Source organism: Christensenella sp. (assembly GCF_034927525.1).
Lineage (GTDB): Bacteria > Bacillota > Clostridia > Christensenellales > Christensenellaceae > Christensenella.
In genome coordinates this window covers 1-21,444 of record NZ_JAYFPU010000034.1, presented here as the reverse complement: position 1 = coordinate 21,444, position 21,444 = coordinate 1, and the positions used below count along the sequence as shown (strand labels likewise).

The window sequence follows — 21,444 nt, the reverse complement described above, 5'->3', positions numbered from 1 at the left end:
CAGCTCAAAGTTATGCTTGATCGCAAGTGCAGAACCCTCCATAAAGGAACGAAGCATATGGTATTTCGTGTGTGAATATCCAAGGCCAAATACCACGCCGCGTGAAATCGGATTCCAGATCGGCGTACGCTCGCCCATATAATAAGGAAGCGTGATCAGACCGTCGCTGCCCACAGGCACTTCGCCCGCCTTGTCGCACAGATACGTGTATGTATTTTGTCCGGTCTGACCTGCGACGATGCCGTCTAAGTCGCCGAATTTTTCTTTGAAATACTGCAGGGAAGACCCGCAGCCGCATGTCGCCACGACCGTGGTGTACATTTTTTCGGAATTCGCAGCATGAATGATCGTAACCAGGTTCCGCGTAAACGTCGGTTCTTCGTGTACAACGCCCATTACGCCCGCGCTGCCCATAACAAGCGACATATCGCCGTCGTCGAGCACTCCGCCCGCGACCCATGCCGCGTTGCAGTCGACAGTACCGGCAATGACCGGCGTGCCTTTTTTCAGGCCTGTACGCTCTGCCGCTTCTGCCGTGACCTCTCCCACCACCTGCTCACATGCCGCAAGCTCGGGAAACTTGTCAGGGTCAAGGCCGATCGTTTCCAGAATGTCCGTATCCCATTTGCGGTTGACGATATCAAACCCGACGCCGATCAGGCTTGCGTTGGAATAGTCCGTTACCGTTTTACCCGTCAGCTTCATGCGCGGATAGTCGGCTGCCGTCTGAAACTTTTTCGCCCGGTTGTAAAGCTCAGGGCGGTTGTTCTTTTCCCACAGCAGCTTGACTGTCGCATAATACGGATCAGATACGTTGCCGCTCGTCGCAAATACACGGTCAGCTCCGATCTTTTCGTTGATATATTCCGCTTCCGCCGTTCCGCGGCGATCCATCCAAAAATGGCTCAAGTTGAGCGCGTTCAAGTTTTCGTCTACCAAAATCGATGCCGGAGAATGTGCACTGATCGCAACGCCCCTGATATCCTTAGCGTCGATCCTCGCTTCCTTGATCGATTCGGCGATACAATCCGCTGTCGTGCTCCAATACTGCTCCGGATCATGCTCCGCCCAGCCCTTGCTGTTTGTCAGCGTCGGATATCCAATATATTTTTTGCCAAGGACGTTGCCTTCCTCGTCGATCACCACCGCCTTGGTCTGGCTCGACCCAATGTCGCATCCTACCAAATAATTGCCCATTTTACTTCATTCCTCCAGCATTTCAGTCTCTATCTTCAGTCGCGTTTTGCGTCGTAATGCATCATCCTGTCGATTTTCGGCGTAGACGGGCCGTCGATGTACTCATAGCTCACCCACATGCCGACAAGCTGCTTTGCAAGCTCGCTGCCGATGACCCGCGCGCCCATACACATGATATGTGCATTGTTGCTCTTGATAGAGCGTTCCGTCGAAAAGCTGTCGTGGCACACCGCAGCACGGATGCCGTGGAATTTGTTTGCCGTCATCGCCATACCGATGCCCGTTCCGCAAATCAGTATGCCTCTCGTTACTTCTTTGTTTATGATCTTGCCTGCCACTGCTGCGGCAACGTCAGGATACATAGCCGGGTCGGTATTATACACACCCACGTCCTCGATCTCATGTCCCATTTCGCTCAGGTGCTTCTTGACCTCTTCTTTTAAGTAAAAACCTGCTTCGTCGCAGCCGATCGCCAGTTTCATTTTTTCTACCTCGTTTATTTTTTGTTGTGGAAGTGATTGAACGCCGCCGTATAGACAGGTACATCCATCATTTCCTTCAGTTCGTCATCAAGCTTCATGACGGAAATAGAAGCCCCCATCATATCAAGCGATGTAAAATAATTCCCAACGTACGAGCGGTGTATTTTAATGCTCTTTTCCTGCATCACATCATAGATACGGTTGAACAAAATGTGCAGCTCCATCAACATGGTGTTGCCAAGGCCGGAAACAAGCACCGCCACTTCTTCTCCCTCGTTAAGAGGCATATCCCGCAAGATCGAATCCAGCATAATGTCCACTGTCGCATCCGCCGTCCGCAGTTTGCACGTGTCAAGGCTCGATGTGCCGTGGTGCCCGACCCCGATCTCCATCGTGCCCGTCTCGATCAGGTAATTCGGCTGTCCTACCATGGGAATGATGCACGACGCAAGACCGACGCTGATGCTTTTGGTGTTGTCGACCGCTTTTTGCGCCACACGGATCACGTCGTCTAAGCCGTACCCGAGCGAAGCTGCAGCACCGCCGACCTTCCACATCAGTATTTCCCCTGCGCTTCCCCGCCGTTTATCCGGGTCAGAAAGTGCAACGTCGTCATTCGCGATCACGCTTTTGACGATGATCCCTTCCTTCTTTACAATTTCTATCGCTTTTTCCACACAGGCGATATCCCGCTCATAGTTCCCATACAGGCAGGCGACCCCTTGTCCTGTGTCCGCATGCCGAAAGGCGATACAAAGGTCTTCTAGGGCGGGCGTCATAAAAATTTCTCCCGCAGCTACCGTATCCAGCATATTCTGGCCAATATAGCCGATGAACGCCGGGTCATGTCCAAAACCGCCGCCTGTAGCAACGCCTACTCTGTTTTTGTCCTGCGCCGACGTGCTCTTTAGTACGCGTTCGCTCTCTGTATATGTCACGATGTCAGGATAGCATTTGACAAATCCCCTGATCGATTCATTCACCATATTGCTTGGATCATTTGCAAATTTTTGCATGTCCGCCTCCGCTTTTCCTTCTGTCCGCCGTTTTACTGTTCTGATATCGCTTTATAAAACGAGATGTACACATCGATTTCCCGTTCGCTGAATTTTTTGTTTTTCCGTCCCAACAGAACGAAGGATTTCAGCGATAGATACGTATGCGTCAGCGAAACATTGCTTAAAAACTCCATTTTCCCTTCCGCTGCCGCACTGATGTGGTTAAACAGGCGTCCGAGGGCAAATTCATCCTGCGTGATCAAGTCGTTAAGATCAATCTTGCTCAGCTCCAGTTCTTCATAGCCATACTCCGCTTCCTTTTCGGCAATGATCTCCTGGATCGCAACATATATCTTGATGAATGTCGTCATGCGAAGATCGTTGCTTCGGTTATATTTCTGGTTGTAGCCTGCCGGATCCCATCCGATCCGCTTGCTGATTTCGGCATTGCTGATCCCATATTTTCCAATCAACAAATTTATCCTGTAATAGATATTCTCAATCAGGTAATCCTTGACTATTTTTTTCAGCGCAATTTCTTCAAACTCAGTCATGAAACACCGCCTTAGGTAATAACGAACCCCGGCTCTTCAAATATAGAAGAACTGTATCAATGCAAAATCATACGATGAATAGTGTTGATGATTCAAAAACAAAATATATGCTTGTTTTTTATGAAATCCTTTTGATGTTCTTATTTTAGCCGCAAACCGATATTTTAACAACGTGTGCATAGGCCATAATGTTAGCTTATTCGCTCATACTTTTACAAAAATCAATTTTTTTAATGCGTTTTTTTACAACATTTTCCATAATTGTTTAAATGTTTATCAGACGCAAGTAAATGGGCTGTCTTTTTTCATGCACGGCCTGCGTTCTGTGTTATAATAAATAAAAAACAACGGAGGATCTAGTAATATGCGTATCAAAGCAGAAGATTCGGCTGTCCTTGTGATAGATTATCAGGAACGCCTTGTGCCCGTCATCCACGACAATACCGCCATCGTCGAAAAGTCCGCCATGCTTCTAAAGGGCGCTCGCGCGCTCGGCCTTCCCTTCATCATGCCCCGCCAATATCCCAAAGGGCTGGGCGATATCGTAGATGAGATCAAAGAGGCCGTGGGCGATTATACCCCATTTGATAAGCTGAGCTTTTCTGCCTGCGGCGAACAGGAAATCATGGATCACATCCGCTCTCTTGGCAAAAAGAACATCATCGTTTGCGGTATAGAGGCGCACGTGTGCGTGCTGCAAAGCGTGATCGACTTAAAGGAAGCAGGCTTTACGCCCGTACTTGTAGCCGACTGCATCGGTTCGCGCTTCCCGTACGATAAAGAGCTCGCGCTTGCGCGCGCGAAGCAGGAAGGCGCACTGCTCACGACAGCAGAAGCGATCCTGTTCGAGATGACACAGCGCGCGGGCGGCGATACGTTCAAAACGATTTCAAAACTGGTAAAATAAACAAATAAAAAAGAAACCTTTCATTATATATAATGAAAGGTTTCTTTTTTATTTTACGATTGCTCACTTCACCAGCTCATCGAGATACGCACCGTCCTCCGGAATAAACTGCCGCCAGTACGCAAGGGTTTGCTTTAATTTATCCACCGTTTCGTATCGTTTTTCGGTGTTTGCCGCAAAGATTTCAAAACTTAAGTAAATATTCTCCACAGGCGGCTGGATCGGCTGCGCCGCGTTTTTCTCATAGGATTGCTTGATCGCCTTTAGTAGCTTTTCTCCCGTGATGATGCCCCTTTTGTTCGTCTCCTGTGTAAAAGCCGCATGGCTCGCATGGTTCCCGTCCGTCTGCTGCATATGCATGATAGGCGAATACAGCGACAAGTTTTCCAGCCAGCGGTACACGTCGCCGTCTTCCTCTTTCGCAAACAAATATGGATGCTCGTCCATATCCGCTTCGATCATTTCAGCGGCACGCTCCGCCTTCCCGCCTTGTTTTTCCTGCACCCACAGCTCGTGTGCGCGGTCGCTTCCCAGCCATATCCCACATTTCTCCCGTTCAAAGGACTGCAATATCTGCGCCCTGTCCGGCCGGACAAAATACTTCTGCCCCGTCATATGCCCCACGTCGATGGTCACATAGGCAGGATCGCCACGCTTTTCATAAATATTCTTTAAATATGTCTCTGTCCCCGCAATGGTAAACGGCGGCTGGTGCGGCGCATACATCTGCTCAAAGCTGACCTGTACACTGCCGTTTTGGCGTGCATATGCCGCGAGTTCCACCATCTGTTCATAAATCATTTCCGTTACAGCGCGATATCTGTGTGCATCCTGCAAATCCTTATGCGGAATGGCAAACAGGGAAAACCCAAGCCCCGCCGCCCCGAGGTCATGGATACGCGCAATCAGGTTCTTGGCCCAGCCGTCCATCAGGTGCCTGCGGATGCGCGCATCATGGTGCGCCAGTCCTGCCGTGCGGTACGTCTGGTATCCCGTATAAAAATTGACGACCTTCATACCTGTTTCTTTTTCCGCGCGCTTCACCTCACAAAACCAGTCATCCATATAATCCGGCGTGGCAAACAGCGGATCGATCTCATTGTCTGTGCTTGCCTGCATATATTGAAAACCGATTTCTTTTGAAATTTCCATCCAGTCCATAGGCTTGATCCAGCGTTTGATGGCATAACAATTGTCCAGTACCAAATAAATTCTTGGGTATTTCATACCTTCTGTTCCCCTTGTTTCGTTTCATAGTTTTTTAAAAATTCGATCACCGAGAGCGCTGTCATCTCGTCTATGTACAGCATATTGATGAGGTTCCCGCGCAAAGCACCGATGATCGCCCTGATTTTATGGCTTCCTACCGCGATCCCCATCCTGACCCTTTTCTTCTTCAGCTCCTCAAGACCGATGCCAATGGTGCGTTCTGCGATCGGCGCGCATACTTCACGCCCGTTCATATCAAAGCACCTGCCCACAACGTCTCCCACCGCGCCCATAGACATCAGTTCATCAAATTCTTCCTTTGTATATGCGTTGCGGCGCATCAGTACCGTCTGCGGCGAAACGCCACCCACGCTCAAAACCGCAAATTGTGATTCGATCGCCATATTCATTACATTTTGAATGTACGAGTCAGAACGGATCAGGTTGGCGACGATCTTACTATCCACAAGCAGCGGGACGGGAAGAATGTAGCCCTTTGCCGAAAAAAAGTCCGCGAAGCGTTCCACCGTCCGGCTCGATTTCAGCGACGTCATATCCCCCGCGAGGGAGCCGTTCATCATAATGATCTTGTCGCATTTTTTGTTGTTGGGAAGTGCCGTCAGCGCAGTGGCGACCTGTTCCATTGTCGTTCCCCACGAAATCCCGATCGTATCGTTCGCCCGCACCATTTTACAAATATCATCCACCACCGCATTACAGGTATCCTGCAGCCTGATCGGCATATCCTCCGTGTAAAAGGGCGTAATGAATATTTTATCGAGCTGAAAGCGTTTGTGAAACTCATCCTCCAGCATCTGGATAGACTCCATCGGATAATTGATCTTATAGCTCACAAACCCGTTTTCCTGTGCTTTTTTAATGAGACGGCAAACGGAAGATTTTGAAATGAATTCTTCTTTCGCGATCTGCTCCTGGTTCATTCCAAGCTCGTAATATTTCTTGATGACCTTGATCATCAGGTTCAAGTCCCGGTTATCTGTTTTTTTCAACAATGTTGTTTCTCCAATTGTTCATACTGCGAGGAGGAAGATCGCGGAATACCGTTTTTACCGGTATCCCGCGAATCATGAATAAAGAAACGTTGTTGTCTTGCTGCTCCGCCAATCGGCTTGCAGTCAAAACCCAAACCTTGGGATTCGTTCTTTTTACTCTCTACCACTCATGTCCGTAATCGCGGAAAAAGCGAATATGTTCCACTTCCACCAAGTCGTCCGGAATGATCTTCAAATCAAACTTATCTTTGAGCGCAATATAGCATCTCGCCGCCTTCTCAACGACCTGACAGCAGATTTTAGCATCCTCCAGATCTTTTCCACAGCCGACCGGCCCATGATTTCTCAGCAGTACGGCGTTCTTGTCCCCAATATATTTGGCAGCCGATACGCCCAGCTCCTCATGCATGCCCGCGCGCACATACTCTCCCGTTGTCGGGATCGCCCCGCCGATCAGCTGCGTCATTTCTTCTAGGATCGGCGGAATGTTTTCCCCTACCGCGCACATTGCCGAAGCATATACCGGATGAAAATGAATGATCGCGTTCACATCCGGGCGCTCCAGATAGATCATCCGGTGCACCTCGCGTTCCGTCGTCGGGCTCCTGAATCCGTCGATCACATTCCCCTCATAATCGATCGTGACCATATCCTCCGGCTTGAGCACGTCATATGCGATCCTGCTCGGGGTCATGATGATCGCATCTTGCACGCGGACACTGACGTTTCCCCACGTCCCGATCACCAGCTTTTGCTCCTGCAGCCAGAGACATGCCTCAATAATGTCTTGTTTTACCTTTAAGTTTTCCATAATGCTTACTCCATTCACCAAACATCCGTTGTATATTTATGAAAATCATTCCAGAAAATGACTTCGCATATCCCACCAGTCCATGCTCATTTCGTAGCCCGAGCGATAGATTTCATACAGTTCCAAATATCTTGCGTGCCGCTGTCTGTCCGGCTTATACCGCTTTTTGATTTTGACGATACGGCGCACCGCCTGCGCATAATCTAAGAACACGCCCGTTGCAACACCGCAGTTCATGGCCGCGCCGCGCGCCCCGTGCTCCTTCCCGTTGCATACAATGATCTCCTTGCCCATCATATCGGCAAATATCTGCATCCATACGTCGCTTTTAGAGCCGCCGCCCGACACATAAATTTCCTTTAGCGGCGTGGGCACGCTGCTGTAACAGTCAAACATGGCAAGCGCCACGCCTTCATAGACCGCCCGCAGCATTTCTTCGATGCGCGTATTAAACGATATCCCCATAAAGCTGGCCTTGATACTGCTTTTAAAAAACGGCGCCCGCTCCCCACCGGCAAGCAGGTACGGATAATACACCACGCCATTCGCGCCGATCGGCACGTCGCGGATGATGTGCGAGCAATAGTCATAGATGTCCATGCCCTTTTCTTCCGCCTGCACCTTAAGGCCGTCGCCCAGCGTATCCAAAAACCATTCGAGGTTTGGCGCGCCGCACAGTGAAGACATCATCCTGATCCACCTGTCCTGCTTAAAATGCGCAAGCGTCATGCCAAACATACGCGGTGTGATATCCGGCTTATCCATCACAACGGAATGGATCGCTGCCGTACCGATGATAGACATCGCCTGCCCGTCCTCCATCACGCCGCAAGAAAGCATACAGGCCGCAATATCCATCGGCCCGCCCGTAATCACAGTCTTTTCAGAGAGCCCAAGCAGCTTCGCCGCCTCCGGCGAGATCATCGATTTGTTTTCCGACACCGTGCGCATATCCGGCATTTTGTCTTTGTATTTCAATATCCCAAACAGCTCGAGCAGCCTGTCGTCATACTGCCGCGTTTGTACATTCAGCATAGGAATACACATGTCCGTATCGTCGCTGCACGCAACACCCGTCAGCTTATAGTACAGCCAGTCCTTCAGGTGAAAAATGCACGCCGCTTTTTCAAGCGCTTCGCTCTCATGCTGCTCCATCCAGCGGATTTCCGCGCTCATTGACGAACCAAATACCGCCGTACCGCAGATATCGAACGCCTTTTCCCGCGTACCGTCCTCGTCCCATTGCCTGATGATGTCCGATGTCCTGCCGTCGCAAAAGCAAACGCCCTTCCTGACAGGTTCGCCCTTTTCGTCGATCATCCACAGCCCGTCGCCCTGCGCGGTGATGCCGATGCCCAGGATATCCTCCGGGTCGATGCCTTCAGACACAGCCTTCAGGCACTGCGTCCCCATCGCCCAGATTTCGTTCATGTCCTGTTCGTACCAATCCTCGTACGGCGTATACGCCGTGATTGCCATCCCCTTCGAGCGCAGCTCGTTTCCGTCGAGGTCAAAAAGCACAGCCTTGATACGCGAAGTCCCTGAATCGATGCCGATCAGATATTTTTTCTCATCCATCTCCCCTACTCCCTGTGGTGTTCTTTTTTACACAGCCGCTTATTCCTTGGCGAGTACCTTGATCCTCTTTTTCTCACGTACGATGCTCATAATCGAAGGCAGCGCGATCGCCACAACAACGACGATGCCGCTCACCGCCTGCTGCCAGTAAATGTTGACGCCAAACAGCACGATAACATTAGAGATAACACAAATGATCGCCGCGCCGATAAAAGAACCAACCGGATTGCCGACGCCGCCCGTCAGCAGTACGCCGCCGATGACGCTCGCCGCGATAGAGTTCATCGCCCAGTTAGAGCCGATCGTCGCCTGTGCCGAACCAAGCCGCGCCACATAAAGCATGCCTGCCAGCGCCGATAACAGTCCCACGATGGCAAATACCAACACGCGTATTTTGTTGACCTTGATACCCAAAATCTGCGCCGCCGGTTTGCTGTTGCCTATCGCGTAAATATAACGGCCTGTCTTTGTTTTTGTTGCAAAGATAAAGATGAGTACGACTACCGCAAGCGCAATGACAAACGGAATAGGCAGCGGCCCCGCATTATCTTTTCCCAGAAAAAGAATTGTATCCGGAATTTCTGTGATCGCTTTTCCCTTTGTGATCACAAGCGTAATGCCTGTATACACCCCCTGCATACCGATGGTCGCGACCATAGCGTTTAACTTAAGCGAAGTAATGAGCGCACCATTGATCGCGCCCAACCCCGCGCCCACCAGCACGCCTATGGCAAAGGCCAGATACGGGTTCATGCCCGCAGAGGTCATCAGCAGACCGCCCAAAATGCCGGACAGCGTTGCCATAGACCCTACGGACAGGTCCAGCTCGCCCAGCAAAAGCAGCAGCGACTGCCCGACTGCCACCATACCGATAAAGGCAATGTCACGCATCAGCGACTGCAGGTTATATAATGTAAGAAAATACGGTGAAAAAATCGTTGCCACAACACAGAACAGGATCAACACAAAACCGATCAGCACCGTGCTATTCTTAAAAATATTTTCTTTGCTCGAAATTCTTTTGACGTCATTCATGTTCCTTCTCCCCTGCTTTTGCTTCATTCAACCCAAGGATGGAATGTAGGATTTCCTTAGTATCGGCGTTTTTGTCAAATTCTCCGGCTTTTTTTCCTTTATATAGGGTGATAATCCGGTTAGAGCACCGTCTGACCTCGTTCATTTCCGAAGAGATCAAAATGATCCCAATACCTTCTTCCTCCGCGATTTTTTTCATCATGCGGTATATCTCCGTCTTGGTTCCCACATCGATGCCCTTTGTCGGCTCGTCGAAAATCAAAACGCTCGGCTTACAGCTCATCGCCCGCGCGATGACGACCTTCTGCTGGTTCCCGCCGCTTAAAAACTTGATCTGTTTGCTGATATTAGGCGCCTTCACATCATAGTCCGCCACCACGTCATTGATGAGCGCCGTCTCTTTCTTTTTGGATACGAGCCCGCCTACCAGCAGCTCACTGAGCAAATTGATGGAGGTGTTTTCACGGATGCTCAACTCAGGCAAGATGCCCTGGCTCCGCCTTTCCTCCGGCAGATAAAACATCCCCTTTTTAACAGAATAGCTCGTGTCCCCCAGCTTCCACGGTTCGCCGCGGAAGGTCACCTCGCCCGAAACGGCAGGCAAATATCCAAAAACCGCCTGCATCAGCTCGCTCCTGCCCGCACCGACCAGTCCCGAAAACCCGAGTATCTCTCCTTTTTTCAAATCAAAACTAACATCGCGAAACTGTTCCCCCGTAAGATGTTTTACGCTCAGCAGTGTCTCATCCGTCACCTTGTCAGAATAAAACACCTCGTTTTCGTCGAGCGCATGCCCCGTCATTTGCGTGACCGTCCACGTAACGTCGATCTCCGCCGTATTGACCTCCGCGACCTGCTTACCGTTCCGAAAGACCGTCGTAACGTCGCCGATGGCAAACACTTCCTCTAACTTGTGCGAAATAAAGACGATCGATTTATTTTCCTTTTTCAGTTGTTCTATTGTCTGAAACAGGCGTTCGGTATCCTCCGTTGTCAGGCTGGTCGTAGGCTCGTCCAGCAGCAATACGTCATATCCCTCGAACACAGTCGCCCGCGCAATTTGCAGCAGTTGCTGCTGCGAGACGGATATACCCCTTACAAGCGTATCCGGCAAAACGCCGATATTGAATTTCTCTATGATCGGGATCGCGCGTTCACGCAGCATCTTTTGACTGATCGCGCCCTTGATGTTCGAACGGTCAAAGGGAATAAACAGGTTTTCCGCTACAGTCATATGGTTGAACAGGTCGATCTCCTGTGGTACATACGCAACTTTTTCGAATAATTTTTTATCCTTAAGCGCCGGCTTTCCTTCGATCAGTATCTCTCCGTCGTCCGGTTCATAAACGCCCGTCAGGCATTTGATCAGCGTGCTTTTTCCCGCGCCGTTTTCCCCTACGATACAATGCACCTTTCCAAGCTCAAACGACACATTGATCGCGTCAAGCGCTACCACCCCAGGAAATATCTTTGTAACGTTCCTAGCTTCCAGAATTTTCATCTATTTCCTTCCGCCTCCTTATATTAGATTATGCAGATAATCTCCTTTTCAGACCCGCTGTGGACAGCCCCTTTGAGGGCTGCCCACCCAAGCCTCATCTCAGTGCTTTTGAATCAATATCCATTGATTACTCTGCGGGCGTGCTCGCTCCCGCTTTCGCCTGTGTGATCATTTCGTCCACATTGTCCGCCGTGATGTGCAGAATACCGGTATCCACAAACTGCGGAAGTTCCATACCCATATGTGCATCAAACAGCATCAGCACGGAAAGTGCGCCCTGCATCTGCGGTTTTGTGGAATAAGATTCCACCATCGTTCCGCTCTTGACATACTCCAGTATCTGCAGCAGGTTTTCAGCACCAACAAAGGTGATCTGGTCTTGTTTTCCCGCTTCTTCGATCGCTGCGGAAATACCAATGGGCGCCGCGGCGTCTACGCACAGATAACCAGCGAGGTCAGGGTTTGCGGCAATCGTAGCCGCAGCCTGCTGCTGTGATGTTTCAATATTATCCTGCGAGATCCCGCCGTCGATCACTTCGATCCCCGGATACTGGGCAAGCACTTCTTTAAACGTCTCATACCGTTCGGAATGATTGGGTGCCGTCGTTACACCGTGCATCAGCGCAACCTTACCTTTTTCACCGAGCAACTCTGCCAAACGGTTTGCTTCCAGCTCTGCCTGCTCCGCAAAATCGTTACCGATGGCCGTCAGCCCAGAACCGGGTACGCGTGCGTCAAACAGGATGACCGGAATACCTTTTGCCTGGATTTCCTCAATGACTTGTTTGCTTCCCTCATAGTCAAGCGGGTCAAGCGCGATACCGTCCGGGTTTGTCGCCGCAGCCTGCTCAAGCACCGTGTTCTGCGCCGTGATGTCCGCCGTCGAAGGCGCACGGTAGTCGACCTTTACGTTTATACCAAGCTGCTTACTCATCACTTCTGCCTGCGCCTGCGCACCAGAGTTTACCGCATCGAACCATTCATGTACTACCTTAGGAACGATAACAAACGTCAGGTCTTTGTCAGAGGCCGCCGCGCCACTGCCGTTATCCACTGCCTGTGTTGCCGCGCCGCCACCGTCGCCCGCTGCTGTGTCTGTTGCAGGCGGCGCACCTGCGCAAGCAAACATACCGATCGCCATAGCACATACCAAAAGAACCACCAATAATTTTTTCATACTTTCTTTCCTCTTCTCCTTTTATTTATATTCATTCTGAAAAACCGGGATTGTACCGCTGACCGATCATCCGCATCTCTTTTCTTTATGTTCTGTCACAAAGGAAAGGATATGGTCACAAATCAAAGCAAATACAGTATCTGCTTCTTCAGAATAAATGTTTCAGTAATGGTTTTAGAGAGATAATTGTTTGATTTGTTATTTTAACTTATTCTAACAAAATATTTTTGTTAATGTCAATGCCTTTTGTTAGAAATAAATTTTACCTTTTTTCAAAATATAAAATTAATTTCATATATTTTCTGTTTTTTCCTTCTCGATCTGGTTGGTTTCACAATATGTTTAGTCTGCTTTTTCCTATTATATAGTCGTTTTTTGCCCATTTTAATTTTCATCCTGCAGTGTCTGTCATTATAATTCAATTGGAATTTTTTTCCTTTTCTGTAATATAATTTGCATTTCCGCCCGCTAGGTTATTTTGTTATATTTTGTTAAATTAACTTTATATTCACATTAATTTTAAAGTGCGCTTGACAACTCATATTTGCAAACGTTATTATATAGTTACACAAATGTTAGATTATCATTATTTTTTTACAAGCGGGGCGATCTGATTTGGCAAACAAACAGGCACGGATACAGGAAATACTCAGCATCTTAAAAATTACGGGGTCAGATTCCATCAAAAACCTCGCAAACAGTCTCAACGTGTCCGAAATGACTGTACGCCGGGATATCAGTTTTTTGGAGAATAACAATTATGTTTCCATTTTCCACGGCGGCGTTTCCCTAAACCAGTCTCACGACCACACTTCTGTCGATTTAAAAAATACGCCCTATATCTTCAACCGCGAGCTGCGGGAACGGCTGCCCGAAAAAAAGCGGATCGGCGAGTTTGCTGCATCGTTCATTGAACCGTTTGACGCGATCTGTATCGACAACGGCTCGACCTGCCGCTATATCCTCGATTATATGAAAAGCGCAGATTGTATCCTCTATACCTATTCGATGGAGGTTTTGTCAAAGGCGGTCGCGCTTGCCTCCAGCAACATCCGCCTCTTTTGTTTTGGCGGGCTGTACCACAACGACCTGAAGATGTTTGAAAGTCCTGATGTGCTGGAGACGATCAAAAAAGCACATTTCAATAAGCTTTTTTTGGGCGCGGTAGGGATCAGCGCCACCTACGGCCTCTCGTGCGCAGAGAATTTTGAAGTTGCGGTGCGCCGCACGCTGATGTCTGTCAGCGACCAGATCATCGTACTTGCCGATTCTTCAAAGATTGACAAATCCTGGTATCTCCAATATGCGCCGATCAGCGACATCGACGTTCTGATCACCGATAACAAGATCACCGCAGAGCAAAAAGAAAAGATCGAAAGCTTCGGCGTTGCTGTATACGCCGTTTAAACAGTAAATTATTTTGCAGATAATCTCCTTTTTTACCAGTCTATGAAGCAGGCATACCTGTTTCATTCTTGTACAGGAGGAGAAAATGAACAGTATTTCCCGCAAGAAATTTCTTGCGCTTTTTGGGTGCAGCCTTATATTGACGATCGCATATATGTCCCTTTCTTCGTGGGGTCTTGCAGTCCCCTTTCTTTCGGAAACCTTTCAACTGAATACCATCATGATACAGCTCGGCAACGCTGCGCTGATCGCCGGCTATGCGGTCGGCAGCTTTGTGGAGGGACGACTGTTAAAAAGCTGGGGTTGGAAGAAGACTTTCCTGTTTGCGATGGCTTTATTCCTCGCCGGCTCTGTGTCGATCCCCTTTGTCACAAGCTATCCGCTGATTGTCTTTTTACGCTTCATCATGGGGTTTGGGCTGATCGTCAATGTCACGACGTTCCTCGTCAGCGGATGGTTTTCCCTTTCTTCGCGCGGTCTTGCCGTGGGCGTTTTGCTCGGCTGTATCGGCCTCGGAACCGCCCTTGGCGGATTCGTGACCGGCGCGCTTTCCGCCCTTTTTTCCTGGCAAAATATTTTTTTGATCCTGGCGGCCCTTACGCTCATTGGCGTGATCGCCTTTTTGCTGCTCGTAAAAGATCCGCCCCGGCAAAACACATCCACAGCCACCGTTTCCGGACAATCGTTTCAGGGCAGTATCTATAAGCAGCCCGCCCTGTGGCTGTTTGCCCTGTCGTTGCTTTTTGTCTTTTTCAATGTCTACGGATTATACGCCTATCTGGCAAGCTATATGCAAACCTTGGGATATTCCGTTGCCGAGATCGGGCTGATCGTACTGTTCAACGGACTGATTGCAGTCGCATCCACTCCGTTTGGCGGATTGCTTTCCGACTGGCTCGTCAAAAAAACAGGCAATGTGGTTCGCGCACGCGCCTATGCCATAGCCTTTTCCGGCGCAGCGGTCGGCGTAGTCGGCTGCCTGCTCATTCCTCTTTTGGCTCCCTTGAACATCGGCTTTGCAATTCTTACAGCGATCATTTCCGGCTGGGGGTGTCCAGCCGCCAACAGCCCGATTTTGTCACTGCCTTCCGACATCTTTGGCAGCGAGGCAGCGGGCGCGGCAAACGGCATGGTCATATTGATCGCCGGCATCGGCGGCATCCTCTCGCCCATCCTCGTCCCCGCCATCGCGCAGGCGACAAGCTGGACGGTCGGGTGGGTTGTCACAGCGGCCGCGGCGTTTGTTTGTATGGTCTTAAGCTTGCTCCTTCCCAGGGTACGCATCAAAAACTGAGTTGGCAAATTTTTCCTGCCGATCTGTTTGCCTTCAAAAACTTGTGTTTATTAAAATGTCCAAAGACAACAAAAAAGGAGTTGATATGTTATGCCAAGTTTTGGAGATCCATTTGCAGGAAACGTAGAAAGAAAGCTGACCAAGGATGAGCTCATACAGGCCGTACGTCTCGATATTGCCGGAGAGCTTGAGGCGATCTACCTTTACGATGCGCATGTCCACGCGACAGACGACGAGGTTGCAAAAACGGTACTAGCCGATATCCGCGACGAGGAGAAAGCGCACATCGGGGAACTGATGACGTTGCTTCGCCACCTCGATCCGGAGGAAGCGGAGCATTTCGCTTCAGGGGAAGGCGAAGTACACGAGATGATGGAAGAGCTGGGCATCGATCCCGGCAGCGACAAAAAGGTAGAGCCCGGCACGACAGTCGGCAGCCTGTGGAAATAAGGGGGGAAATATCATGGATTATCTATCAAGAGAAAGCGCCCCGTTTTCCGGGGAATTATGGGATAAGATCGACGAAGCCGTAGTGGATTCTGCGCGCAGGATACTCGTAGGCCGTCGGTTTTTAACGATTTTCGGACCGCTTGGCGCAGGTGCGCAAAGCATCAACATCGACAGCGAAAAGAAAGCAGAAACATCAAAAGACGGCGTTGTCCGGACGACCGGACGGCAATACGCCGAGATCCCGCAGGTCTACGACGATTTCTTTATGCTGTGGCGTGATATCGAAGCAAGTGAAAAATCCGGCTATCCGGTGGACATCTCCTCCGCTATGGCGGCGGCGGAATCCCTTTCCCGCCGTGAAGACAAGCTGATTTTCTTTGGCGACAAAGCGCTCGGGGTAAGCGGTATTTTGAACGCGCCGGGTGCAAACAAAGTAAAGCGCGGCGACTGGGCGACCGGCGAAAACGCTTTTACGGACATCGCCAAGGGCATCTCTATCCTCGACGAGAAAGGCTATCTGGGGCGTTACGCCCTCGTATTGAGCCCAGACCTCTATCTCGACCTACAGCGTATCCAGCCGGGTACCGGCCTGATGGAGATCGACCGTGTTGGCAGGATGGTAGACGGACGCGTGTTCCGCGCACCCGTGCTCGGCACGAAAACAGCAGTCCTCGTATGCTGCGAGCCGCAGTATATGGACCTCGTGATCGGCGTCGACATGACGACCTCCTATCTCGAGCTCGTCGACCTCAACCATCATATGCGCGTACTGGAAACAGTGCTCCCGCGCATCAAGCGGCAGGACGCGATCGTCGTATTCGGTTAACGCAAACACAAGCAAAGCGCGAAGAACAAATTGTTCTTCGCGCTTTCTTTATTCATCAATACTACACTACAACTGCGGCAAGTATTTACGCTGCACTTCAGACAACAGACGCACTGCGTGCCGTCTAACTCGTTCGCGCAAACACTTGGCCGCAGTCGCTCTTTCGCATCAAATGTTCTTAAGCTCCGCCTTGCACTTGTGGCTCAGCACCGCCATCACAACAACGCCGCACGCAAACACCCCGCACATGATGCTTAAGGGCAGTTGCAGGCCCACCGTTTCCGCCGCCACTCCGACGGCAAACGGCGCGATCATGCCGCCGATATTATACGAAAACACCGCCAGTGAGGTAGCCGATGCCTTGCGCGTCGGAAAAAGCTCCGTCGCGATCATAATAACGCAAACGATATTTAAGGACGAAAACGCTCCCCCCAGAGCCGAGAGCACCATCGCCGCAGGAATGGACTGCGTATTGATGGCGATCAGCATAAACACGATGCTTATGATGCTGAAATACACAAACACCTTCTGCGGCTGTATCTTTTTGAAAACCAACGGGCTTATAATGCGCATCACCAATATCCCCAAATAGAAAAGCGTGAGCACCAACGCCGCCCCCTCCGCATCCATACCCCGATCCAAACTGAAAAACGTTGGGTACCAGGCTATGATCGTGGTGTTAAACGCACAAAACAGGCTGCAGGCAAGCATGACCGTCCACGATTTCCACGAACGGAATATCTCTCCGGGATTTTGTTTTGCCGAAGAAGCCATGCTCTTTAAGTCGACCCCGTGCAAAAACGGCGTCGCCCTTTTCAGCGAGACCGAATAAAATATCATGACGACAATGCCTAAAACTCCTACCATCAAAAACGGATTCACAAAAGAACGCGACATGCCCGGTGTCAGAAGCAATGTTGCCAGAAATGGCCCGACCATCGTACCCAGACCAAATATGATCTGAATCATAGGCAACAGCGTCTTTGTCCGGTTTGGAAAATATTCCGTGACCGCCGCGTTTCCCATCACATCGATAATCGTATAGCCCACGCCGCACAACAGCGAGCACAGGCAAACCAACAGATAAGGCGGCGCAAGACCGATGCAGAGTGATGCCGCGCCTAAAAAAAGCGCACCGACCATGATCGCCCATAACTTAGAAAACCGCTCGCCGAACAGCGCGCAAAAAAGCGCGGCTGCGATCCCGCCAAAGCTGCTGACCATCGTAAAAACGCCCTGCGCACCTGTATTGATGGCATAAAAATCCATCATCGTCGTAGAGAGCGTCCCAAACAGCACAACATAGATCGCATAAACAGCAAATGCACCGAGCAGCCAGAACAAGAGAATATTTTGCTTCGTTTTTGCTTGTAGTGATCGTTCCATATCTTCCTCCGATGTCATATTCCCTTCCCACAATCATTATATCGAAAAGCAGCCAAAATTTCACCTTAATTTTAATGTTTGGAACTTTTTTAACGGTGTATCTTAGTATTAAGATAACCTAGGTGAAATTCGTATCGTAATGATAGGACAAGAGGTGAACCAAAATGAACACATTTGAAAAAGCTGGAAAAAAAGCAGATGAAACATTGCAGAAGGCAGGCAAAAAGGTAAGCGATACCTTTGAAAAAGCCAAAGATAAAACAAAAGAAGCAGTGGGCAAAGCTTCCGACAAGGTACATGAAGCAGAAACAAAGGCTCACGATAATGTACAGCGTAAGACATCTAAGTAGCAATCTTCTTCATCTAAACATAAAACTCCCCTGTAAAAACGCGCATCGTGTATGCGCGTTTTTACTTTCCCTGCGGTTGTATTTCCCATCACAATTTCATATAATGATAAAAAACAGGCAGGAGATGAAAGTATGCCTCAGCCAAAAACAAACGCCATGCGCATCTTAACAGGCGCGGGCGTCAAATACGATACACATGCTTATGAAAACAAAGGCGAAGCCATAGACGGCGTATCCGTCGCCCATATGCTCGGCCTTCCGCCGGAGAAAATCTACAAAACACTCGTGACACAGGGCGCAAGCCGGGAATACTTTGTATTTGTTATCCCCGCAGCAGAGGAACTCGACCTCAAAAAAGCGGCGCAGGCCGTCGGGGAAAAGAACGTCGAAATGATCCATGTGAAGGATATAAACCGTGTGACAGGCTACCTAAGGGGCGGCTGCTCACCCGTCGGCATGAAAAAACAATTTCGCACTGTGCTGCACACGTCCTGCGAAGACCTTCCCACCATACTCGTCAGTGCGGGAAAGATCGGGCAGCAGGTAGAGCTTGCGCCACAAGACCTCATCTCACTGATCGGCGCACACACAGCAGATATCGTTAAATAAAAGAGCCGTGCGTTGCACGGCTCTTTCTTACCATTTCTTGTTTTTCTTATATGCCTTTGCAAACATCACAAACACTATGAATTGTGCCGCGCATGCTGCGATCGCAAAGATGCGCAGCCCCCACTTGATGCTCCCCGGCATATCCGGTGCTTTCAGTGTGAAGAACAACAGCGAAATCGCCGTAATGAGTACCGCACTCGTGATGATGAGCACGATGCCCCACTTTTTTTCACTCATGGCTTGCTCTCCGTCAAATCACGCGGATCTTGATCACGCCTTCAATGCCGCCAAGCTCCGCCTGTACTTCCGGCGTAACGTCATGATCCAAATTCAGTACGGTATACGCGATCTCCCCGCGGGATTTGTTCGCCATATCCGCGATATTCAGATTATAGCTCGCGATCTTGTTCGTGATCTGCCCCACCATATTAGGCGTGTTCTTATGCAGGATCGTAACTCTCACCGTGTCCGACGGAGGCACGATACATTCGGGCATATTGACCGAATTATGGATGGAGCCCGTCTCAAAAAAGTCCCTCAGCTGCTGTGCCGCCATCACCGCGCAGTTTTCCTCACTCTCGGGCGTCGACGCTCCCAAATGCGGAATCGCCAGCACGCCCGGATGCCCGATCATCTCGTCGTCCGGAAAATCCGTCACATATTTTCTGACCTTGCAGCTCTCGATCGCGTCAAACAGCGAAGTCGTTTTCACAAGTCCGCCGCGTGCAAAATTCAGCAACACTACGCCGTCCTTCATCTTGGAAAACTCCGGCGTGCTCAAAAATCCTTTTGTTTTGTCTGTCTGCGGAATATGGATCGTAATAAAATCCGATTTTTCCAGCAGCTCGTCAAGCTTTTCCGCCTTGTGCGTGTACATAGAGATCGTCCACGCCTTATCGACGGACAAAAACGGATCATAGCCGATGACGTTCATACCGATCGCCGAAGCCGCGTTCGCCACCATAATGCCAATCGCGCCAAGGCCGATCACGCCCAGCGTCTTGCCTTTGAGTTCACCGCCCACAAACTGGCCCTTGCCCTTTTCGACCAGCTTAGGCACTTCCTCGCCTTCGCCCTTTAGGGTCTTGGCCCAGTCGTACGCCTCCGGCAGATTGCGCGAAGCAGAGATCATACATCCCAGCACAAGCTCCTTCACACCGTTGGCGTTTGCGCCCGGCGTGTTAAAAACCACAATGCCCTGCTCTGTACACCTGTCGATCGGAATATTGTTCGTACCCGCGCCCGCGCGTGCGATCGCCAGCGTATTCTGCGAAAATTCCATCCCGTGGCAGTCCGCGCTGCGTACCAAAAACGCCTCGCTTTCATCGTCTTCTAAATGAGACGTCACATTATATGTTTCCTTGGGAAGGTAATCATAGATCACGGGAGATATTTTATTCAGCTTTTTAATATTGTACATCGTTTTCTCCTTAAATGTTGTGCGCCTCAAACTCTGCCATAAACGCGACCAGGCTACGCACGCCTTCTTCGGGCATAGCGTTATAAATGCTCGCGCGCATCCCGCCCACGCTGCGGTGGCCTTTTAAGTTGACCATGCCGGCCTTCTTTGCCTCCGCCACAAATTTCTTATCCAGCTCCTCGTTGCCCGTCACAAAGGGTACGTTCATCAACGAGCGGTACTTCGGCTCGACTGTAGCGGAAAACATCGTCGAATTATCAAGGAATTCGTAAAGCATCTCTGCTTTTTCTTTGTTGATCAGCTCCATCTGCCCAACACCGCCAAGCTTTTTCAAATGCTTGAACACGAGTCCAGCAATATAGATCGCGTACGTCGGCGGCGTATTAAACATAGACCCGTTGTCCGCATGCGTCTTGTAGCGGAGCATCGTCGGAATATCCTCCGGTGCATTTTCCACCAGATCCTTGCGCACAATAACGATCGTTACGCCCGCCGGACCGATATTTTTCTGCGCCCCCGCATAAATCAGACCGTAATCCGCGACATTGATTTCCTCAGAAAGAATACAAGAGGACATATCGGAAACCAGCGGCAAACTTCCCACATCCGGAATATGGCTGAATTTCGTGCCGTAGATCGTGTTATTCGAAGTGATGTGAACATAGTCCGCGTCCGGCGTAAACATCTCAGCCTTCAGCTCCGGGATATAAGAAAACGTCTTATCCTCCGAAGAAGCAACGACATTGACTTCACCGAATTTTTTCGCTTCCGCTATTGCCTTTTTCGACCACATTCCTGTATTGACGGCATGAACCTTTTTGTGCTTGGTCATCAGGTTTAGCGGAACCATAGCAAATTGCATCGACGCGCCGCCCTGTAAAAACAATACGTCGTAGTTGTCCGGAATATTCAGCAGCTCCCGAAGATCGGCGTCCGCCGTATCGATGATGTCCTGATATTCCTTGGAGCGGTGGCTCATTTCCATGACGTTCATACCCGTTCCGCCATACGAAATAAAGTCTTTCTGCGCCAGCTCAAGCACTTCTTGGGGCAGGCACGCAGGACCGGCCGAGAAGTTGTACACTCTTTCCATCATAAATCCTCCTAAAAACCGTATAAGAATACAGGTATCATTATAATACGCGGGGCGTATATTTTCAATCCTATTCCCCTCATCTGTTTCGACAGATTAAAAATTCCTCAAAACAGACTGAATTTGATCATGAAATGTTATATAATA

General features: G+C 49.9%; 22 protein-coding genes. 7 read left to right on the top strand and 15 right to left on the bottom strand.

Annotated elements, in window-relative coordinates:
- From VB081_RS01240 to VB081_RS01225, 4 genes are all read right to left on the bottom strand, one after another.
- Positions 1-1,197, bottom strand: a 1,197-nt coding sequence (locus VB081_RS01240; RefSeq protein WP_323399051.1) for an FGGY-family carbohydrate kinase, incomplete at its 3' end; no start/stop codon positions are given.
- Positions 1,198-1,232: 35 nt separating this feature from the next.
- Complete coding sequence (gene rpiB / locus VB081_RS01235) at positions 1,233-1,679, bottom strand: ribose 5-phosphate isomerase B (protein WP_323399050.1); 447 nt, start codon at positions 1,677-1,679, stop codon at positions 1,233-1,235.
- A 14-nt stretch (positions 1,680-1,693) separates the two neighbouring features.
- Complete coding sequence (locus VB081_RS01230; RefSeq protein WP_323399049.1) at positions 1,694-2,695, bottom strand: dihydroxyacetone kinase subunit DhaK; 1,002 nt, start codon at positions 2,693-2,695, stop codon at positions 1,694-1,696.
- Between the two features lie 32 nt (positions 2,696-2,727).
- On the bottom strand, positions 2,728-3,231 hold the full coding sequence (locus VB081_RS01225) for a hypothetical protein (protein ID WP_323399048.1): 504 nt from the start codon (positions 3,229-3,231) through the stop codon (positions 2,728-2,730).
- 364 nt (positions 3,232-3,595) lie between these two features.
- Here VB081_RS01225 and VB081_RS01220 point away from each other — a divergent pair, with 364 nt between their 5' ends.
- Complete coding sequence (locus tag VB081_RS01220) at positions 3,596-4,138, top strand: hydrolase (protein WP_323399047.1); 543 nt, start codon at positions 3,596-3,598, stop codon at positions 4,136-4,138.
- A 63-nt stretch (positions 4,139-4,201) separates the two neighbouring features.
- Here the strand turns inward: VB081_RS01220 and VB081_RS01215 are convergent, their stop codons facing one another.
- The 7 genes from VB081_RS01215 to VB081_RS01185 all read right to left on the bottom strand — a co-directional run bounded on the left by VB081_RS01215 (position 4,202) and on the right by VB081_RS01185 (position 12,462).
- On the bottom strand, positions 4,202-5,365 hold the full coding sequence (locus VB081_RS01215; protein ID WP_323399046.1) for a TIM barrel protein: 1,164 nt from the start codon (positions 5,363-5,365) through the stop codon (positions 4,202-4,204).
- On the bottom strand, positions 5,362-6,357 hold the full coding sequence (locus VB081_RS01210) for a sugar-binding transcriptional regulator (RefSeq protein WP_323399045.1): 996 nt from the start codon (positions 6,355-6,357) through the stop codon (positions 5,362-5,364). Before VB081_RS01210 ends, VB081_RS01215 begins: the two co-directional genes overlap by 4 nt.
- Before the next feature lie 163 nt (positions 6,358-6,520).
- Positions 6,521-7,171 (bottom strand): class II aldolase/adducin family protein, encoded by a 651-nt coding sequence (locus tag VB081_RS01205; protein WP_323399044.1) that lies wholly within the window; start codon positions 7,169-7,171, stop codon positions 6,521-6,523.
- Positions 7,172-7,216: 45 nt separating this feature from the next.
- Positions 7,217-8,749 (bottom strand): FGGY-family carbohydrate kinase, encoded by a 1,533-nt coding sequence (locus VB081_RS01200; protein ID WP_323399043.1) that lies wholly within the window; start codon positions 8,747-8,749, stop codon positions 7,217-7,219.
- A gap of 39 nt (positions 8,750-8,788) precedes the next feature.
- A complete protein-coding gene (locus tag VB081_RS01195) occupies positions 8,789-9,784 on the bottom strand; it encodes an ABC transporter permease (protein ID WP_323399042.1) in 996 nt (331 codons plus the stop codon).
- Positions 9,777-11,285 (bottom strand): sugar ABC transporter ATP-binding protein, encoded by a 1,509-nt coding sequence (locus VB081_RS01190; RefSeq protein WP_323399041.1) that lies wholly within the window; start codon positions 11,283-11,285, stop codon positions 9,777-9,779. The genes VB081_RS01195 and VB081_RS01190 overlap by 8 nt, the downstream gene beginning before the upstream one ends.
- A 127-nt stretch (positions 11,286-11,412) precedes the next feature.
- Positions 11,413-12,462 carry a substrate-binding domain-containing protein gene (locus tag VB081_RS01185; protein ID WP_323399040.1) on the bottom strand — a complete coding sequence of 350 codons (1,050 nt, stop codon included), beginning with the start codon at positions 12,460-12,462 and terminating at the stop codon, positions 11,413-11,415.
- A gap of 615 nt (positions 12,463-13,077) precedes the next feature.
- Between VB081_RS01185 and VB081_RS01180 the strand changes: the two genes are divergently transcribed.
- The 4 genes from VB081_RS01180 (at position 13,078) to VB081_RS01165 (ending at position 16,439) form a co-directional block, all read left to right on the top strand.
- The gene (locus VB081_RS01180; RefSeq protein WP_323399039.1) at positions 13,078-13,869 is read left to right on the top strand and encodes a DeoR/GlpR family DNA-binding transcription regulator; all 792 of its coding nucleotides are present in this window, start codon (positions 13,078-13,080) and stop codon (positions 13,867-13,869) included.
- A gap of 85 nt (positions 13,870-13,954) precedes the next feature.
- On the top strand, positions 13,955-15,163 hold the full coding sequence (locus tag VB081_RS01175; RefSeq protein WP_323399038.1) for an MFS transporter: 1,209 nt from the start codon (positions 13,955-13,957) through the stop codon (positions 15,161-15,163).
- Between the two features lie 90 nt (positions 15,164-15,253).
- Entirely contained in the window at positions 15,254-15,613 is a 360-nt protein-coding gene (locus VB081_RS01170; protein WP_323399037.1) for a demethoxyubiquinone hydroxylase family protein, read from the top strand.
- Between the two features lie 13 nt (positions 15,614-15,626).
- Positions 15,627-16,439: a family 1 encapsulin nanocompartment shell protein gene (locus VB081_RS01165; RefSeq protein ID WP_323399036.1), complete on the top strand. Its 813-nt coding sequence runs from the start codon at positions 15,627-15,629 to the stop codon at positions 16,437-16,439.
- Between the two features lie 168 nt (positions 16,440-16,607).
- Here VB081_RS01165 and VB081_RS01160 read toward each other — a convergent pair whose 3' ends face one another.
- Entirely contained in the window at positions 16,608-17,825 is a 1,218-nt protein-coding gene (locus tag VB081_RS01160) for an MFS transporter (protein ID WP_323399035.1), read from the bottom strand.
- Positions 17,826-17,989: 164 nt separating this feature from the next.
- Between VB081_RS01160 and VB081_RS01155 the strand changes: the two genes are divergently transcribed.
- Both VB081_RS01155 and ybaK read left to right on the top strand, forming a co-directional pair.
- Complete coding sequence (locus VB081_RS01155) at positions 17,990-18,175, top strand: DUF5828 family protein (protein WP_323399034.1); 186 nt, start codon at positions 17,990-17,992, stop codon at positions 18,173-18,175.
- Between the two features lie 132 nt (positions 18,176-18,307).
- Positions 18,308-18,784, top strand: coding sequence for a Cys-tRNA(Pro) deacylase (gene ybaK, locus VB081_RS01150; RefSeq protein ID WP_323399033.1), 477 nt, complete (start codon positions 18,308-18,310; stop codon positions 18,782-18,784).
- A gap of 27 nt (positions 18,785-18,811) precedes the next feature.
- Here ybaK and VB081_RS01145 read toward each other — a convergent pair whose 3' ends face one another.
- From VB081_RS01145 to serC, 3 genes are read right to left on the bottom strand one after another with little or no spacing between them, the layout of a single operon-like run.
- Positions 18,812-19,021, bottom strand: coding sequence for a hypothetical protein (locus VB081_RS01145; protein ID WP_323399032.1), 210 nt, complete (start codon positions 19,019-19,021; stop codon positions 18,812-18,814).
- A 13-nt stretch (positions 19,022-19,034) separates the two neighbouring features.
- Positions 19,035-20,204 carry a phosphoglycerate dehydrogenase gene (locus VB081_RS01140; protein WP_323399031.1) on the bottom strand — a complete coding sequence of 390 codons (1,170 nt, stop codon included), beginning with the start codon at positions 20,202-20,204 and terminating at the stop codon, positions 19,035-19,037.
- Positions 20,205-20,214: 10 nt separating this feature from the next.
- The gene (gene serC / locus VB081_RS01135; protein ID WP_323399052.1) at positions 20,215-21,297 is read right to left on the bottom strand and encodes a 3-phosphoserine/phosphohydroxythreonine transaminase; all 1,083 of its coding nucleotides are present in this window, start codon (positions 21,295-21,297) and stop codon (positions 20,215-20,217) included.
- Positions 21,298-21,444 lie beyond the last annotated feature (147 nt).

What these genes read in the sequence shown, in the direction of transcription:
- rpiB (WP_323399050.1), bottom strand. Translation starts at nt 1,679, where the DNA reads ATGAAACTGGCGATCGGCTGCGACGAAGCAGGTTTTTACTTAAAAGAA.
- VB081_RS01230 (WP_323399049.1), bottom strand. Translation starts at nt 2,695, where the DNA reads ATGCAAAAATTTGCAAATGATCCAAGCAATATGGTGAATGAATCGATC.
- VB081_RS01225 (WP_323399048.1), bottom strand. Translation starts at nt 3,231, where the DNA reads ATGACTGAGTTTGAAGAAATTGCGCTGAAAAAAATAGTCAAGGATTAC.
- VB081_RS01220 (WP_323399047.1), top strand. Translation starts at nt 3,596, where the DNA reads ATGCGTATCAAAGCAGAAGATTCGGCTGTCCTTGTGATAGATTATCAG.
- VB081_RS01215 (WP_323399046.1), bottom strand. Translation starts at nt 5,365, where the DNA reads ATGAAATACCCAAGAATTTATTTGGTACTGGACAATTGTTATGCCATC.
- VB081_RS01205 (WP_323399044.1), bottom strand. Translation starts at nt 7,171, where the DNA reads ATGGAAAACTTAAAGGTAAAACAAGACATTATTGAGGCATGTCTCTGG.
- VB081_RS01200 (WP_323399043.1), bottom strand. Translation starts at nt 8,749, where the DNA reads ATGGATGAGAAAAAATATCTGATCGGCATCGATTCAGGGACTTCGCGT.
- VB081_RS01195 (WP_323399042.1), bottom strand. Translation starts at nt 9,784, where the DNA reads ATGAATGACGTCAAAAGAATTTCGAGCAAAGAAAATATTTTTAAGAAT.
- VB081_RS01190 (WP_323399041.1), bottom strand. Translation starts at nt 11,285, where the DNA reads ATGAAAATTCTGGAAGCTAGGAACGTTACAAAGATATTTCCTGGGGTG.
- VB081_RS01185 (WP_323399040.1), bottom strand. Translation starts at nt 12,462, where the DNA reads ATGAAAAAATTATTGGTGGTTCTTTTGGTATGTGCTATGGCGATCGGT.
- VB081_RS01175 (WP_323399038.1), top strand. Translation starts at nt 13,955, where the DNA reads ATGAACAGTATTTCCCGCAAGAAATTTCTTGCGCTTTTTGGGTGCAGC.
- VB081_RS01170 (WP_323399037.1), top strand. Translation starts at nt 15,254, where the DNA reads ATGCCAAGTTTTGGAGATCCATTTGCAGGAAACGTAGAAAGAAAGCTG.
- VB081_RS01165 (WP_323399036.1), top strand. Translation starts at nt 15,627, where the DNA reads ATGGATTATCTATCAAGAGAAAGCGCCCCGTTTTCCGGGGAATTATGG.
- VB081_RS01160 (WP_323399035.1), bottom strand. Translation starts at nt 17,825, where the DNA reads ATGGAACGATCACTACAAGCAAAAACGAAGCAAAATATTCTCTTGTTC.
- VB081_RS01155 (WP_323399034.1), top strand. Translation starts at nt 17,990, where the DNA reads ATGAACACATTTGAAAAAGCTGGAAAAAAAGCAGATGAAACATTGCAG.
- ybaK (WP_323399033.1), top strand. Translation starts at nt 18,308, where the DNA reads ATGCCTCAGCCAAAAACAAACGCCATGCGCATCTTAACAGGCGCGGGC.
- VB081_RS01145 (WP_323399032.1), bottom strand. Translation starts at nt 19,021, where the DNA reads ATGAGTGAAAAAAAGTGGGGCATCGTGCTCATCATCACGAGTGCGGTA.
- VB081_RS01140 (WP_323399031.1), bottom strand. Translation starts at nt 20,204, where the DNA reads ATGTACAATATTAAAAAGCTGAATAAAATATCTCCCGTGATCTATGAT.
- serC (WP_323399052.1), bottom strand. Translation starts at nt 21,297, where the DNA reads ATGGAAAGAGTGTACAACTTCTCGGCCGGTCCTGCGTGCCTGCCCCAA.